This window comes from Streptomyces sp. NBC_01197, from assembly GCF_036010505.1.
In the GTDB taxonomy this organism is placed as follows: Bacteria; Actinomycetota; Actinomycetes; order Streptomycetales; family Streptomycetaceae; genus Streptomyces.
This window is the reverse complement of sequence record NZ_CP108569.1, coordinates 592967-607388: the sequence shown is the minus strand read 5'-3', so window position 1 is coordinate 607388 and position 14422 is coordinate 592967. Positions and strand designations below refer to the sequence as shown.

Annotated in this window: 15 protein-coding genes and 1 pseudogene; 12 read left to right on the top strand and 4 right to left on the bottom strand. The window is 70.3% G+C overall.

The window, feature by feature from the left end; all coding sequences use genetic code 11:
* Positions 1-103: 103 nt before the first annotated feature.
* The 4 genes from OG452_RS02765 to OG452_RS02750 all read left to right on the top strand — a co-directional run bounded on the left by OG452_RS02765 (position 104) and on the right by OG452_RS02750 (position 2954).
* Complete coding sequence (locus OG452_RS02765; RefSeq protein ID WP_327293987.1) at positions 104-787, top strand: UdgX family uracil-DNA binding protein; 684 nt, start codon at positions 104-106, stop codon at positions 785-787.
* Positions 788-816: 29 nt separating this feature from the next.
* The gene (locus tag OG452_RS02760) at positions 817-1596 is read left to right on the top strand and encodes an Fpg/Nei family DNA glycosylase (RefSeq protein ID WP_327293986.1); all 780 of its coding nucleotides are present in this window, start codon (positions 817-819) and stop codon (positions 1594-1596) included.
* Positions 1597-1665: 69 nt separating this feature from the next.
* Positions 1666-2664, top strand: a complete 999-nt coding sequence (locus tag OG452_RS02755) for an SDR family NAD(P)-dependent oxidoreductase (RefSeq protein ID WP_327293985.1) — start codon at positions 1666-1668, stop codon at positions 2662-2664.
* Positions 2665-2759: 95 nt separating this feature from the next.
* A complete protein-coding gene (locus tag OG452_RS02750; RefSeq protein ID WP_327293984.1) occupies positions 2760-2954 on the top strand; it encodes a hypothetical protein in 195 nt (64 codons plus the stop codon).
* Between the two features lie 54 nt (positions 2955-3008).
* On the opposite strand, the gene OG452_RS02745 is transcribed toward OG452_RS02750, so the two are convergent.
* The 3 genes from OG452_RS02745 to OG452_RS02735 are packed head-to-tail and all read right to left on the bottom strand — an operon-like array spanning position 3009 to position 4937.
* Positions 3009-4025, bottom strand: coding sequence for an iron-containing redox enzyme family protein (locus OG452_RS02745; RefSeq protein ID WP_327293983.1), 1017 nt, complete (start codon positions 4023-4025; stop codon positions 3009-3011).
* Positions 4022-4276, bottom strand: a complete 255-nt coding sequence (locus OG452_RS02740) for a CDGSH iron-sulfur domain-containing protein (RefSeq protein ID WP_327293982.1) — start codon at positions 4274-4276, stop codon at positions 4022-4024. The genes OG452_RS02745 and OG452_RS02740 overlap by 4 nt, the downstream gene beginning before the upstream one ends.
* The gene (locus tag OG452_RS02735; RefSeq protein ID WP_327293981.1) at positions 4260-4937 is read right to left on the bottom strand and encodes a HemK2/MTQ2 family protein methyltransferase; all 678 of its coding nucleotides are present in this window, start codon (positions 4935-4937) and stop codon (positions 4260-4262) included. The genes OG452_RS02740 and OG452_RS02735 overlap by 17 nt, the downstream gene beginning before the upstream one ends.
* Before the next feature lie 295 nt (positions 4938-5232).
* Between OG452_RS02735 and OG452_RS02730 the strand changes: the two genes are divergently transcribed.
* Both OG452_RS02730 and OG452_RS02725 read left to right on the top strand, forming a co-directional pair.
* Positions 5233-6063, top strand: a complete 831-nt coding sequence (locus tag OG452_RS02730) for a Rieske 2Fe-2S domain-containing protein (protein WP_327293980.1) — start codon at positions 5233-5235, stop codon at positions 6061-6063.
* Positions 6064-6188: 125 nt separating this feature from the next.
* Positions 6189-7166 carry a TIGR03557 family F420-dependent LLM class oxidoreductase gene (locus OG452_RS02725; protein WP_327293979.1) on the top strand — a complete coding sequence of 326 codons (978 nt, stop codon included), beginning with the start codon at positions 6189-6191 and terminating at the stop codon, positions 7164-7166.
* Between the two features lie 134 nt (positions 7167-7300).
* On the opposite strand, the gene OG452_RS02720 is transcribed toward OG452_RS02725, so the two are convergent.
* Positions 7301-8698: a sugar porter family MFS transporter gene (locus OG452_RS02720; protein ID WP_327293978.1), complete on the bottom strand. Its 1398-nt coding sequence runs from the start codon at positions 8696-8698 to the stop codon at positions 7301-7303.
* A 228-nt stretch (positions 8699-8926) separates the two neighbouring features.
* Between OG452_RS02720 and OG452_RS02715 the strand changes: the two genes are divergently transcribed.
* The 6 genes and pseudogenes from OG452_RS02715 to OG452_RS02690 all read left to right on the top strand — a co-directional run bounded on the left by OG452_RS02715 (position 8927) and on the right by OG452_RS02690 (position 14395).
* Complete coding sequence (locus OG452_RS02715) at positions 8927-9634, top strand: GntR family transcriptional regulator (protein ID WP_327293977.1); 708 nt, start codon at positions 8927-8929, stop codon at positions 9632-9634.
* Positions 9634-10626, top strand: coding sequence for an ROK family protein (locus OG452_RS02710; RefSeq protein ID WP_327293976.1), 993 nt, complete (start codon positions 9634-9636; stop codon positions 10624-10626). Before OG452_RS02715 ends, OG452_RS02710 begins: the two co-directional genes overlap by 1 nt.
* Positions 10627-10816: 190 nt before the next feature.
* Entirely contained in the window at positions 10817-11512 is a 696-nt protein-coding gene (locus OG452_RS02705; RefSeq protein WP_327299487.1) for an N-acetylmannosamine-6-phosphate 2-epimerase, read from the top strand.
* A gap of 105 nt (positions 11513-11617) precedes the next feature.
* Positions 11618-12510 (top strand): annotated as a pseudogene (locus OG452_RS02700) (NAD-dependent protein deacetylase).
* A 182-nt stretch (positions 12511-12692) separates the two neighbouring features.
* A complete protein-coding gene (locus OG452_RS02695; RefSeq protein ID WP_327293975.1) occupies positions 12693-12959 on the top strand; it encodes a DUF4235 domain-containing protein in 267 nt (88 codons plus the stop codon).
* A gap of 128 nt (positions 12960-13087) precedes the next feature.
* Positions 13088-14395, top strand: a complete 1308-nt coding sequence (locus tag OG452_RS02690; RefSeq protein ID WP_327293974.1) for an ATP-grasp domain-containing protein — start codon at positions 13088-13090, stop codon at positions 14393-14395.
* Positions 14396-14422: the final 27 nt, after the last annotated feature.

The following is a 14422-nucleotide window of genomic DNA, read 5'->3' as shown; positions in this document are numbered from 1 at the left end:
TTCTCCGTACGGAGGAGGTATTCACGGTGTTCCGGCTGGCGCGCTGTCCCCATCTCTCCCCGGCCCGCGGTAGTCACCGGAGCCCGTACGGTCTGGACCGGGGATGACCGGCCGCAGCGAAGGCGCAGCGGGACAGGGCTACGACGCCACCCCGTACCTCCCGGCCCGCGGCGGGCTCCCGGCCCACCGGAAAGCGGCCTCCGAGTGCCATGGCTGCCCCCTCTTCGAGAACGCCTCCGGCACGGTTTTCGGAACCGGTGGTGCTGCGGCCCGCGTCGTACTCGTCGGTGAACAGCCGGGCGACCAGGAAGACCGCCAGGGAGAGCCGTTTGTCGGGCCTGCGGGGCGGATGCTGAGAAAGGCCCTCGAAGAAGCCGGTGTGGACGTGGAGGAGGCCTACCTCACCAACGCGGTGAAGCACTTCAAGTTCACCTCTGACGGGACGGGCAAGCGCCGGATCCACAAGCCGCCGAGTCTGCGTGAACTCACCGCCTGCCGCCCCTGGCTGACCGCCGAGCTGCGGCTGGTCGACCCGGATGTGGTCGTGGCGCTCGGTGCCACGGCGGCCCGGTCCTTGTTCGGTCCCACCTTCCGGGTGACGAAGGACCGAGGTGTGCTGTTTCCGCTGCCCGCTTTGGACGGCGGCGATGACGGAACGGCCGCAGACGGCGGCGCCGACGCCATGGCGACGATCCATCCGTCGGCCGTTCTGCGGTCCGACGACCGCGCGGCCATGTACTCGGGACTCGTAGCGGACCTGCGGGTGGCGGCTGAAGCCCTCCACTGAGCAGGTTCCACGCCGATAGGGAGCGACAGATGCCGGAGCTGCCCGATGTCGAAGCCTTCCGCGCGGTCCTCGACTCGTGTGCGGGCGGCCGGACCGTCCAGCGGGTCGAGGTGCGGGACGCCGGTGTCCTGCACGGGGTGAGCGCCGCCCGGTTCCGCCGTGAGGTGGAGGGGTGCCGGTTCACCGAGTCCCAGCGGCACGGGAAGTGGCTGCTGGCCCGTACCGACGGCCCCACGCTTCTGCTGCACTTCGGCATGACCGGCCAGCTCGTCTGCCGCCGCCCGGACGAGAGCCTGCACCCGCACGACCGCGTCACGTTCACGGTCGGGGACGACCGGCAGCTCCGTTACCGCGACCAGCGCAAGCTCAAGGGCCTGTGGCTGGCCGGGGGAGGTGACGTGGAACGCCTGCTGGACAGTCAGGGGCCCGACGCCGCGGAGATCGGACGGGACGACTTCGACGGGCTCATCGCCAGACGCAGGGGCGGCGTGAAGTCGGCCCTCATCGACCAGTCCAATCTGGCCGGGCTCGGGAACCTGCTCGCGGACGAGATCCTGTGGCGCGCCCGTGTCGACCCGGCCCGCAAGGCGGGCAGGCTGACCGGTGAGGAGCGTGGGCGTCTGTACACCGATATGAGGCGCACGGTCCGCTCGGCCGTGCGCGCGGGGCGCGTGCCGCCGAGAAAGACCTGGCTCACCGGGCATCGTGACGACACCGACGCGACCTGCCCGCGCTGCGGCGAAAAGCTGCGCAGAGGCCGTGTCTCGGGACGGAGCACGGTGTGGTGCCCGCACTGCCAGACCGGCTGACCGGGCAGTTCCACCTACGCACCCACCTTGAGCAGTTCCACCTACGCACCTTGAAAGGAACGTGAGGGCATGTCGTCTTCCTCCACCCGGGGCACCGGGAACACCGGGCTCTACGGGCTTTCCGCTGTGGTGATCGGCGGATCACGCGGGCTCGGGCTGCTTCTCGCGGACGAATTCCTCCGCCGGGGCTGCGCGGTGACCATCGCGGCACGCGACAAGGAGGAACTGGAGCGGGCGGAGGGGGCGCTGCGCCGACGCCGCGGCAGTCGGGTGCGGGCCGTCGTATGCGATGTCCGCGACCGCGAAGCCGTCCATGATCTCTTCCGGGAAGCGGCCGCGGAGTGGGGCTCGGTGGATATCGCTGTCGCCAACGCGGGCATCATCCAGGTGGCCCCACTCGAAGCCCTCGGGCCGGCCTCCTTCGAGGACGCGATGAGCGGCATCTTCCAGGGGGCCGTCCACACGGCGCTGGAATCGATGCCGTACCTGCGCGACAGTTCCGCCGGGGGGCGGCTGGCGCTGATCGGGTCCGTGGGCGGGCTGCTCGCCGCTCCGCACCTTCTGCCGTACTCCTGCGCGAAGTCCGCGGTGGGGACGCTCGCGGAGGGGCTGTACGCCGAAGCGGCCCGGGACGGTGTGTCGGTCACCGTCGCACACCCCGGTCTGATGCGCACCGGTTCCCATCTGCATGCCAAGTTCGGCGGAGACCGGCGGAAGGAATTCGGCTGGTTCTCCGCGGTGGCCGGGACCCCGCTGGTATCCATGGACGCCCAGCGAGCGGCCGGCCGCATCGTGGCAGCGGTCGAGCGCCGCAGTGTCCGGCTCGTGCTCACACCGGCCGCCCGGGCGGCCGGGCTGGCACACGGGCTGGCGCCCGTGCTCACGACGCGTCTCAGCGCCATCGCCGCCCGGGCGCTTCCCACCGCGCACGGCGAGCCGGAGCTGCGTCCTGGCGCCGATATCGAGCCTCCCTCCCACCCGGTGGGGGCAAAGCTGCGCGCCTGGGGCAGCGCGCTCAACGACCGTGCGGCAGATGCCTACAACGAGCGGCGCCGGGCGCAGGAGTAGGCGGGGCTCCACGGACGACGTAACGACCGGAATACGTGTCATGGATTGCGGGTATTCGCACCTGACCTTGTTCCAGCCACGACGATGAGGTCTCCATGGTCAACGCACATAACGACGACGAGGACGAGTTCTACTCGCGCGACCGGCCCGAACACCCGGTACTGCCGGAAGACCGCCCCCGCGGAGGACAGCCCAAGCAGCCGTTGCAGCACCGGGGTCCGTGGACGGTGGCGGCCATCATCGTCGCGGTGATCGTGCTGATCATCGTCGGGGTCGCGCTCTTCCCGTAGTCGCGCCTCCCGCTGACGGGATCAGCCGCACGGTACGCAGAGCGGGGCCCGGTCTCAGCCGACGCGGAGGGCGGAGCGGCCGGCTCGCCACTTGCCCAGGAGGCAGGCGGCCAGTCGGTCCTCCAGGAACACGGTGGCGTCCGCACCGAAGGCCACATCGTTCTCCAGACACGGCTCATCGGTGAGCAGCCCACCGATGACCTCGCGGCGTACGACCTGTTCGTGCACGGCGTCCGCCTCCACATGCTCGGCGTAGAACCGTTCAGCGGCCGGCCCCGCTCCGATGCGCCGTATGGCGTGGACGAGTCGGCGCGATCCCGGCGGCGAGGTCACCTCGACGCACGCGAAGTGGCCGACCAGCGCTCCGCGCAGGCCCCGGTGCAGCCCGAACAGCGTCATCAGGTTCACCGTCGCGAGCGCGGCAGCCGGCGCCGACTTGAGGTAGTGGCCGTAGCGGGTGTCAAGACCCAGATCTGCCATGAGGTCGGCGAAGAGCTGTGCATGCACGTTCTCGGCCCGGCCCGCACCGAACTCGTCGTACTCGATGGCTGCCATCGCGGCCTTGGCCCGGCCGCTCAGCCGCGGGATCACCCAGACATGCGGGTCGGCCTCCTTCAGGTGGTAGAGGGAGCGCAGGGCTGCGTACTCGCGCAGCTGCCACAACTCGCCCTCGTGCTCCAAGTGGTATGCCACGCTGTCCCGTTGATCGGCGGGTTCCAGCAGAAGTTCCCCGAACGCGTCCTCGGTGCTCCGGCCTCCGGGGATGTCACGGCGCAGAGCGCGGAGGAAGCGGTCTTCGAGCGCCTTGCGCAGCGGCATCAGAGCGGGATGCCATTCGCGGTTGTCGGCCACCCCTGCGAAGCCGCGGTAGTGCAGCTCGTAGAGCAGGTAGAGGGACAGCTGCAGATCCTCGCTGTACGGATCCGCCGCGTCCACGGCCTCCAGGACACCGGGGGCCGGCTGGGGCTCCGCGGTGAGAGCGGTGATGACGGCCGCTGACAGCGGGCCCCGGTGAGCGGGCAGAGCGGGCTCGGCGCGGTGCCGCTCGGAGCTGGTCGTCGCAGCGGTCATGACGCGCCTTCCCCGGTGTGGTCAGGGCCGTGTACGGGGCGGTCGGCGGGGGACGGCCGTCTGCGGCCGCGGTGGCTGGTGTCGCACCACGGGTAGGCGTGGCTGCGCCGACAGGTGCAGAGGGCGACGACGAACCGGTCGGATACGACAACCGTGCCGTCGTCGAGGGCCACTTCGACCGGTCCCTCGATCAGTATCGGACCACCTGGGTCGACGGCGACCCGCCTGGGCCGCTCAGCATCGCTCGGCACGGATCACCACCAGTTCCTCGGTGTCGTCGGCCGGCCCGATCAGGCCCTGCGCGCGGAGCCAGGGCAGCCGTGGGGTGAGTACCGGCCCGAAGGGCACCTGCACCCGGTCGAGGACCGAGCACCGCAGGCCGGCCCCTGTCAGCTGCCGCAGCGTCGTCCCGGTACCGCACAGGCCGGAGTGCACCATCAGCAGCACCCCCCGCGGGCCGAGGAGCGACGGGGCGTGAGCGCAGACGCGGTCGAGTACGTGCCTGCCGTCGCGTCCCGCGTCCCACGCGCGGGCGCGGCCCCGCACCGGAGGCAGGGCCTGCTCGGACGGCACATACGGCGGATTGCTCACCACGACGTCGAAGGTCTGGTTCCACGCGACCGACAGATCGCCGCGCCGGACCCGGATGCGGTGTCCGCCCCGCAGGGCGTTGACGCGAGCGGTCACCACGGCCCGTCTGGAGATGTCGACCGCCGAGACCCTGGCGCCCATGCGAGCGGCCAGCAGGGCGAGAGCGCCGCCTCCCGTACAGACATCGAGGACCTCCATCCCGGCCGTGATCCGCTCGGCCCGAAGTGCCCGCGCGAGGAGAAGGGTGTCCATCTGGGGCGCGTACACCCCGGGAAACGTCCAGACGGACCCGAGGCCGGAGAGCCCGGCGGCGGTCGTCATGGAGCACCTCCGCGATTCCGGTCGGGTTGTGACTACCGCCCCACTCGTCGGGAGCCTCTTGTCTCCAGCGTCGGTGCAAGCGTTGTACGCCGCCAGTCGAGGCTGTTCAGCCGGAGGCCAGTGGAGTGGCACGAGTCGCCGGTCCGTTTGGGAGGGGACGCTGAAGGCAACCCGCATCACTATGCGGTTGTCTTCAGCAGTGTCCAGGAAGTTCGCGTCAGGCGCCCGGAGCGAGAGCCGGAGAGGGGCCGAGCGCGGCCCGGCCGAGGCTTCGCTACTGAAGTCACTTGATGCCATGGGTGACACGGAGTGGCTGGACGTGCTGATCAGCCCCGTGCAGCGTGTGGTGCGCGCCCTGCCTCTGGGACCGGCGCGCGACGTGTTGCACGGCCGCCAGCTCGGTCATCCACTGCACCCTCTTCTGGTACAGATTCCGATGGGCGCATGGCTGTCCGCAGCGGTACTGGATCTCGTGCCCGGCAGAGAACGCAGCGCACGCCTCCTGGTGGGGGTCGGCGTTGTGTCGGCGGTGCCCGCCGCGTTGGCGGGCTGGGTCGACTGGGCCGAGCAGCACGAGCAGCAGATGCGCGTCGGCCTGGTGCATGCGGCGTCGAACGCCGCCGCGGTAGGCCTGTACGCCGCTTCCTGGGTGGCGCGGGGGCGCGGCCGCCAATGCTGGGGCACCGCCCTGGGGTTCACCGGGCTCAGCGCCGCGAGCATCGGAGGGATGCTGGGCGGGCACCTCGCGTACCGGCAGGCAGCCGGAGCCAACAAGACCGAACCGGTGCCCCATCTGCTGGAACCCACCTGGCAGAGCCTGGGCACGGTGGATGAGTACCCGATCGGTGAAGCCGTGCGCCGGGAACTGGGTGAGGTACCACTTCTGGTGGTGCGCGAGAGCGACACCGAAATCCATGTTCTGGCGGACCGGTGCAGCCATTTCTCCGGCCCTCTCTCCGAGGGGAAACTCGCCGACGGATGTGTGGAGTGCCCTTGGCACGGAAGCACCTTCCGGCTTTCGGACGGCTGGAATGTACGGGGCCCTGCCACCGCGCCGCAGCCTTCTTTCCAGACGCGCGTGGACGCCGACGGGACCGTGCGGGTGCGGCTCCCCGGCGCAGGCTGAGCGGTCACGCTCCAACGGCACGCCGATCGGCCGCCCCCACCGCTGCCGGGAGCACCACGACAGCGATCGTCGTGCACCCGGCCGAGGAGGACGGCGGAGAAGACCAACCCGGACAAGGAGTGAAAGTGCAGATCGGCTACAAACTCGCTGCCGAGGCCTTCGGCCCCAAAGAACTGGTACGGCAGGCCGTGCTCGCTGAGCAGGCAGGTTTCGACTTCGTGGAGATGAGCGACCACTACCATCCCTGGCTGGATGTGCAGGGCCACTCACCGTTCGCCTGGACGGTGCTCGGGGCGATCGCCGCCAAGACCGAACGCATCGGTCTGGCAACAGGAGTGACCTGCCCGACGGTCCGCTACCACCCCGCGATCATCGCCCAGGCCGCAGCGACCCTCGCCCTGGTGTCCGACGGCCGTTTCACGCTCGGTGTGGGCTCGGGGGAGCGGCTCAACGAGCACGTCACGGGAGAGGGCTTCCCCAACTCCGTGCCCGAGCGGCACGCACGGCTGCGGGAGGCGCTGGAGATCATCCGCCTGCTGTGGAGCGGTGGTTACCGGTCGTACGACGGCCGGTACCTGAAACTGGACGACGCCCGGGTCTTCGACCTCCCGCCGGAGCTCCCGGATATCGCGGTGGCCGCCGCGGGCCCCGCCGCCGCCCGGATCGCCGCCGAACTCGGGGACGGCCTCTTCGCCACCGAGCCGGCGAGGGAGACGGTGGAGGCTTACCGTCGTGCGGGTGGGGGCGGCCCGCGGTACGCCGAGGTCCCCATGGCCTGGGCCCGCCATGCGCACACCGGCGCCAAGGCCGCCCTGGAGACCTCGCGGTGGGCGGTGACCGGGTGGAAGGTGATGGCCGAACTGCCCAACCCGGCGAACTTCGAGGCCGCCACCAGCACCGTGCGCGAAGAGGACATCCTGTCGACGTTCGCCTGCGGAACCGACCCCGTGCGGTTTCTGCAGACGGCACAGCCCTTCGTGGACGCGGGCTTCGACCGGCTGGTGACCCAGAACGCCGGGCCGGACCCGGACGGGTTCATGGAATTCTACCGAAGCGAGCTGGACCAGCAGTTGCGCGCCCTGAAGCCCAAAGCCGGTGCCTGAGACGCCCGTTGGAGACTGATGGTCGTCGCGCTCTCCAGGTTGAGAGGTCGAACGCCCCGTCACCGGGCCCGCCCGGACGGGCCGGGCGTGAGCGGTGACGGGGCGAACCTGGTCCGGGACGGCCACAACCGCGGTCACCTGGGCAGCAGTTCCTGTTCGATCTGCTCCAGGCTCTTGCCCTTGGTTTCGGGGATGCAGCGGAGGGCGAACAGGGTCAGCAGCGCGCACACCACCGCGTACAGGGTGAAGGTACCCGCCCCGCCGAAGGTGCTGAGCAGGGTGAGGAAGGTGAGGGAGACCAGGAAGTTCATCGCCCAGTTCGAGAACATCGTGGCGCTCATCGCCGTCCCGCGGATGCGCAGTGGATAGAGCTCGGAGGGGATGATGAAGACCACCACGTTGAGCGTCGTGGCGACGGCGGCCACGAAGAGGACCACGAACAGCACCGCGAGCCAGGCGACCGATGAGCCCTGACCGCCGGCCGCGAGGGTGATGGCCAGGCCGGCCAGCGAGAGGGTCATGACGGCGGCGCCGGCGGCCAGCAGTTTCTTGCGGCCGAAGCGGTCCACGGCGAACATGCCGACCGGCGTCATCAGGAGGTTGACCACGCCGACACCCACGGTCGCGAGGATGGACGAGGAGGAGCCGAGTCCGCTGCTCTCGAAGATCTTCGGGGCGTAGTAGATGACGGTGTTGACGCCGGAAGCCTGGCCGAGGATCTGGAGGCCCACACCGGCGATGATCACCGGTCGCACGGAGCGGTCGGTCAGCGCCCGCCACCGGCCCTTACGGGGTACGCGGGCCTTAGTCTCGCCCGCCCCGGCCATCGCCTCGGCCAGTTCGGCTTCCACCCCGGCCGGATCGCCGGGCCCCCGCAACCGGGTGAGGACGGCCCGGGCGCGGTCGGTCCGGCCGCGCAGGGCCAGCCAGCGCGGGGACTCGGGCACCGACAGCATCCCCACACCGAAGAGCACGGCAGGCACGGCGGCGAGGCCGAACATCCAGCGCCAGCTGTCGGCGACGTTCTCCAGCGAGTAGTTGGCGGCATACGCCAGGACGATGCCCAGCGTGATCATCAACTGGTTGAGGCCCACCAGCCGTCCCCGGTAGAGGGGCGGGGCGGCCTCCGCGATGAAGACCGGCACCAGGTTCGAGGCCACGCCGATGCCGAGCCCGAGCACGACACGCGCCGCTGTGAGCATCGTCGCCGAGGGGGCGAAGGCCGCCATCGCGGCCCCGAGCGTGAAGATGGCCGCGGCTGCCACCAGGACGGGGCGGCGGCCGTAGCGGTCGGAGAGATTGCCCGCTGCCGCCGCACCGATCATGGCGCCCACCAGGATCGAGCTGACCACGACACCGGAGCTGAACGAGGAGAGGTGGAAGTCCGACTCGATCCTGAGGAGCGCTCCCGAGATGACCCCGGTGTCGTAGCCGAACAGCAGTCCGCCGAGAGCGGCGACCAGAGCGACGCCGATCACCGGCCGCAGACTGCCGTTGATCCCTTGCGTCACAGTGGTGTCGGGTGACGCCATGGCGCTTGTCCTTTCGAGACATGGAGACACGGACGGCCGGGTGGGGCGCCGAGCGACCGGGACGTTCTCAGACATCGCCGGTCTCGGAGGGACGCAGCATTACCGCGACTGTCCAAATTGGATGGGACCAATGTTGCACTCGGCTTGGCTATATGCAAGATCTGACGTAATAATTGCCTTATTGGTTGGTACCTATCCTGGGTGCCCTCGGATGTGGGAGTGGTGCGCGTGGCCAGACAGGCCAAACACGAAGAGCTCCGGCTGGCCTTGCTGACCGAATTCACCGGGGCCCCGCCGCACACCCCGCTCCCGACCGAGCGGGAGATCTCCGCCCGGCACGGCGTCTCACGCAACACCGTCCGTCAGGCCATGGACGCCCTGGAGGCCGCCGGGAACGTCTACCGCGTGCAGGGCGCCGGCACCTTCGTGTCACCCGCGGTGGTCTCCAAGTCGCTCACCCTCACCTCCTTCTCCGAGGACATGCGCGAGCGCGGCCTCGAACCCGGCACCCGGCTGCTGGCCGCCGAGACGGTACGGGCCGGACGGCACATCGCCGAGCGGCTCGACACCACACCCGACATGGAGGTGGTCCGGGTCTCCCGGCTCCGCCTCGCGGACGGCTCGCCCATGTGCCTGGAGACCGTCCACCTCCCGGCACACCGGGTGCCCGGGCTCCTCGAAGCGGACCTGACCGGCTCGCTCTACACCCTGCTGAGCGAGCGCTATCAGCTCGACATCCGCTCGGCCCAGCAGATCGTGCGCGCCGCCGACCTCGACGACACCGAATCGGCGCTCCTGGGCGTGGAGCTCGGCAGCGCCGGCCTACGGGTCCAGCGAGTCGGCATGGACCACCGTGAGACCCCCGTCGAGGCGACCACGACGACCTACCGCGCGGATCTCTACGACATCCGCTTCACCGTACGCAGGACACAGTGATGACCACTCCGCACCGGCCGCCCGCGGCCACATCCGTAGCCCCGACCCTCCTCGGTGTCGACGTCGGCGGCACGAAGACCGCCGCCGGTCTCGTCTCGGCCGACGGCACTCTGCTGACCTCCGTCGTACGGCCCACACCCGCGGCCCAGGGGCCGGCCGCGGTGCTCGACGCCATCGCGGCAGCTGTACGGGAACTCCCCGGCCATCACCTCGCCGAAGGTCTCGGCATCGGCACCGGGGGCGTCATCGACCGGGACAGCGGGGTCGTCCTCTCCGCCAACGCACTGCTTCCGGGATGGGCGGGCACCCGCCTGAGCGAGGAACTGACCGCCCGGCTCGGACTGTCCGTGGCCGCCGACAACGACGCCAATGTCTTCGCCCTGGCCGAGCAGACCTACGGCGCCGGCGCGGGCTGCCGGTCCGCGCTGTACGTCAGTGTGGGCACCGGCATCGGCGGGGGACTGGTCACCGGTGGCCGACTGCTGCGCGGCGCACACTCGACGGCCGGTGAGTTCGGCCATATCGCGGTGCCCGAGGCTGCCGGGCTGAGCTGCAATTGCGGCCGTACCGGACACCTCGAAGCCGTGGCCTCCGGCCCGGCCATGGCCGGGCGCTTCCGTGCGCTGACCGGACACGACGACGGCCGGGGCCTCCGGCAGGTCGCCGACCTGGCCGATGAGGACTCCGGTCGCGCCGGCGACACCGCCCGCGCGGTCCTCGCCGAGGGGGCCGGGGCGCTGGGCCGTGCGCTGGCCGGCCTGGTGAACACCGTGGATCCCGAACGGGTCGTGATCGGCGGCGGCGTGGCCTCGATCGGGGCCGTGTACTGGCGCCCGCTCACCGAGGCGTTCGTGGCGGAACTCCTGCCCGGCCCCTCCGGCCTGCGCCCCGTCCCGGCGAAGCTGGGCCCGCGCGCAGCCGTGGTCGGCGCGGCGGCGCTCCTCCTGGAGGACCGCGACGCCGCCGGCCAGCCGCTCCCGGCCACATCCTGACGGACCGGGCCCCACGGCGGAGCCCTCCACGGCGGAGCCCGGGAAAACCGCCAGAACCAAGAACCCCCCAGCCCCTAGCCTCCATCCCCAACCCCACACCCCACCCCACCGCCCGCACCAAAGGACCAAGGAACGACGTATGACCGAGTCCGTCCCCGCCGACGGCGGGACCAGGCCCAGCCGGACCGCGATGTCCGCCGAGCGCGTCCGCGAACTGCTCGACGCGCTGCGCGGACGACTGATCGTCTCCTGCCAGGCACCCCCCGGAGACCCGCTGCGTGCCCCCGAGCACATGGCGGCGGCCGCCGCGTCCGTCGCCGCCGGTGCGCCCGTCGCCGCGATCCGCGTACAGGGCGTGGAGGACATCCGCGCCGTACGCGCCGTCGTCACACTGCCCCTCATCGGCCTGTGGAAGGACGGCGCGCAGGGCGTGTACATCACTCCGACCGCGGCGCACGCGCGAGCCGTCGCCGAGGCCGGAGCCGAGATCGTAGCGATCGACGCCACCGGCCGTCCCCGGCCGGACGGGCGGCCCCTTCGCGAAACAGTCGAGGCAGTGCACCAGCTCGGCCGCCTGGTGATGGCCGACGTGTCCACGGCGGATGAGGGCGTGGCAGCCGCCTCGCTCGGGGTGGATCTGATCTCCACGACCCTCTCCGGCTACACCTCGTACAGCCGGCAGCAGACCGGCCCCGACCTGGCGCTGATCGCCGAACTGGCGGACCGCGTCGACGTGCCGGTCCTTGCTGAGGGCCGGCTGCACACACCGGAGGAAGCCCGTACGGCGATGGAGTCGGGTGCCTGGGCCGTCGTCGTCGGCGGAGCGATCACCGCACCCGCCGCCATCGCGAGCCGCTTCGCGGCCGCGCTGCCGCAAGTACAGTGAGGCAGAGCCGTGCTGCCGCAGGCACAGTGAGGCAGAACTGAGGAAGAACGGAGGCAGTTTCGCCTCCCGCCCTCCTTCTCGCGCTCGGTACGTAAGCTGGCAGGCATGCGGATGCGACCGACGCTGACCTGGGAGCCGACTGTCGGACTGCCACCGGCCTCGACCGATCTGAGCGCCGTGGCCGAGGCCGTGCGTGAGGGCGGGGTCGCCGTGCTGAGCGGAGCGGGACTGTCCACCGAGTCGGGCATCCCCGACTACCGCGGGGAGCACGGCTCACTGCAGCGGCACACCCCCATGACGTTCCAGGAGTTCACCGGCGACGAGCAGGCGCGGCAGCGTTACTGGGCCCGCAGCCAGTTGGGGTGGCGGGCCATGACCCGGGCCCGCCCGAACGCCGGGCACGGAGCCGTGACCGCCCTGGCCGGAGCCGGACTCGTGACCGGGGTGATCACCCAGAACGTCGACGGGCTGCAGCAGTCCGCCGGGTTGCGGGACGTCATCGAGCTGCACGGGAGCCTGAGCCGGGTGGTCTGCCTCGGCTGCCGGCGCGTCGGCACCCGCTCGGAGCTCGACCGGCAACTGCGGGAGGCCAACCCGCGGTTCGAGGCAGCCGCCGAGCGCCACCGGGCAGTACGGGTCAATCCGGACGGCGACGTGGACCTCCCCGAAGAAGCGGTCCGCGAGTTCCGGGTGGTGGCGTGTACGGCCTGTGGCACCGGCGTACTCAAGCCGGACGTCGTCTTCTTCGGCGAGAACGTTCCGCCGGAGCGGGTCGAAGCGTGCCGGCGCCTCGTCGACGAGGCTGCCGCCCTGCTGGTGCTCGGATCCTCCCTGACGGTGATGTCGGGGCTGCGCTTCGTGCGCCGGGCGGCGGAGAGCGGTAGCCGGTGCTGATCATCAACAGGGGGCCGACCCGCGGCGACCGATGGGCGGACCATCGCGTGGATCTGCCGCTCGGCCAGGCGCTCACGGCTCTCGTGGCACTGGCGTCCCACTGACCCAGCCCGCTGCCACGAGATATGCAATCCTTGTATTTCGTACCGTTTTGCGAATTTTTGTGTGGTGGTTCGCAGGAGATAAGCACGTGGCGCCGACCCGGAAAAGGAAGCGTGCCACGCAGGCCGGCGTCGCACACGTTCTTCTCATCCGGCCTTCTCATCCGGCGCAGCAGGAGGTACCGATGAACTCGTCCAAGCTGGTCTACAAGCCCCTCGGGATGGCCCTCGGCGCAGTCAGCGGGGTGCTTGCGGGCGCCGTGTTCAAGCAGGTCTGGAAAGTCGTCGGGCATGACGAGGACGCTCCTGACGCCACCGACCCGGAGCGCAGCTGGCGAGAGGTCCTGCTCGCGGCCGCGCTGCAAGGCGCGATCTTCGCCGGCGTCAAAGCAGCGGTCGACCGCGGTGGCGCCAGCACCATGAACCGGCTGACCGGGACCTGGCCCGGCTGAACGCACACGGACGGTCACCGCGGTGAGGAGCGGATCCCTCCCGATGGCAGGCGCCGGTCCCGGACGCCACGTGACTGCTCGTCCGATGAGCGGGTACCTGAGTCTGCCAGACGACGACAGGAGGACCCGTGCCTAGGAAGAACGTCTTTGTGATCGGCCTGAACGAGCCGAACCTGCCCAGCCTGAAGGCGATTCCTGACGCTCAGGACTATGAGTTCCATCAGCTTCTCACCATCGAGGAACTCCAGGTGGGAGAGGTGTCGGTGGCCGCGCTGCTGGAGAAGGCGCAGCGGCAGCTGGATGCCTTCGACGGGAGCATCGACGCGATCGTGGGCTACTGGGACTTTCCCGTCAGCACCCTGGTGCCGATCCTGAGCGAGCGCTACGGAACCACCAGCACCAGTCTGGAGTCCGTCGTCAAGTGCGAGCACAAGTACTGGAGCCGGCTGGAACAGGCGAAGGTCATCGACGAGCACCCGCGTTTCGGCCGGGTGGACCTGGATGCGGAGCACCCGGAACCGCCCGACGGCGTGCGGTTCCCGATGTGGCTCAAGCCCGCCCTGTCGTACTCATCGGAACTGGCCTTCGGGGTGAAGAACGAGGAGGAGTTCCGGGCGGCCGTCGCCGAGATCCGTGAGGGCATCAGCCGCGTCGGAGGGCCCTTCCAGTCCGTCCTCGACCGGCTGGAGCTGCCGGCGGAGATGGCGGGAGTCGGTGGGGAGGTGTGCCTCGCGGAGGAAGCGCTGTCGGGCATCCAGGTCGCGGTGGAGGGATACGTCCGCAACGGTGAAGTCACCGTGTACGGCGTACTGGACTCCATCAACTACCCGGACAGCTCGTCCTTCCTGCGGCATCAGTACCCCTCCACGCTGCCCCAGCCGGTCGTGCGCCGGCTGCACGACGTGTCCGAGCGGGTGATGCGGCAGATCGGTATGGACTCCGCGACCTTCAGCATCGAGTACTTCTACGACCCGCGGAACGACGAGATCAACCTCCTGGAGATCAACCCGCGCCATTCGCAGTCCCACGCGGAGCTGTTCAACTACGTCGACGGCGTACCCAATCACCACTGCATGGTCAGTCTCGCTCTGGGCAAGGACCCCAGCCTGCCCCGTGGCGCCGGCCCCTACCGGACCGCCGCCAAGTGGTACTACCGGTGGTTCGCCGACGGCACGGTGCACCGCGCGCCCACCCATGAGGACATCGAGCGCATAGAACGCGAGATTCCCGGCGTGCGGGTGGAAGCGGTGCCCGAGGAGGGGCGGCGGCTGTCACGTATGCCTGAGCAGGACAGCTACAGCTTTGAGCTCGCCCATATCTTCACGGGCGGGGACAGTGAGCAGGAGCTGCGAGAGAAGTACGACCGCTGCGTGGCGGCCCTGAACCTCAGTTTCGTCGAGACCACGCCCGGTGGGCGCGAGGTGAAGAACCCTTGAACTCCCTCCGCGCGCCGCGCGCCGCAC

Excerpts from the sequence above, each read along its gene's own strand:
- OG452_RS02705 (WP_327299487.1), top strand. The coding sequence starts at position 10,817 with ATGTCCGCCGAGCGCGTCCGCGAACTGCTCGACGCGCTGCGCGGACGA.
- OG452_RS02710 (WP_327293976.1), top strand. The coding sequence starts at position 9,634 with ATGACCACTCCGCACCGGCCGCCCGCGGCCACATCCGTAGCCCCGACC.
- OG452_RS02750 (WP_327293984.1), top strand. The coding sequence starts at position 2,760 with ATGGTCAACGCACATAACGACGACGAGGACGAGTTCTACTCGCGCGAC.
- OG452_RS02755 (WP_327293985.1), top strand. The coding sequence starts at position 1,666 with ATGTCGTCTTCCTCCACCCGGGGCACCGGGAACACCGGGCTCTACGGG.
- OG452_RS02730 (WP_327293980.1), top strand. The coding sequence starts at position 5,233 with ATGGGTGACACGGAGTGGCTGGACGTGCTGATCAGCCCCGTGCAGCGT.
- OG452_RS02720 (WP_327293978.1), bottom strand. The coding sequence starts at position 8,698 with ATGGCGTCACCCGACACCACTGTGACGCAAGGGATCAACGGCAGTCTG.
- OG452_RS02735 (WP_327293981.1), bottom strand. The coding sequence starts at position 4,937 with ATGACGACCGCCGCCGGGCTCTCCGGCCTCGGGTCCGTCTGGACGTTT.
- OG452_RS02745 (WP_327293983.1), bottom strand. The coding sequence starts at position 4,025 with ATGACCGCTGCGACGACCAGCTCCGAGCGGCACCGCGCCGAGCCCGCT.
- OG452_RS02765 (WP_327293987.1), top strand. The coding sequence starts at position 104 with ATGACCGGCCGCAGCGAAGGCGCAGCGGGACAGGGCTACGACGCCACC.
- OG452_RS02695 (WP_327293975.1), top strand. The coding sequence starts at position 12,693 with ATGAACTCGTCCAAGCTGGTCTACAAGCCCCTCGGGATGGCCCTCGGC.
- OG452_RS02760 (WP_327293986.1), top strand. The coding sequence starts at position 817 with ATGCCGGAGCTGCCCGATGTCGAAGCCTTCCGCGCGGTCCTCGACTCG.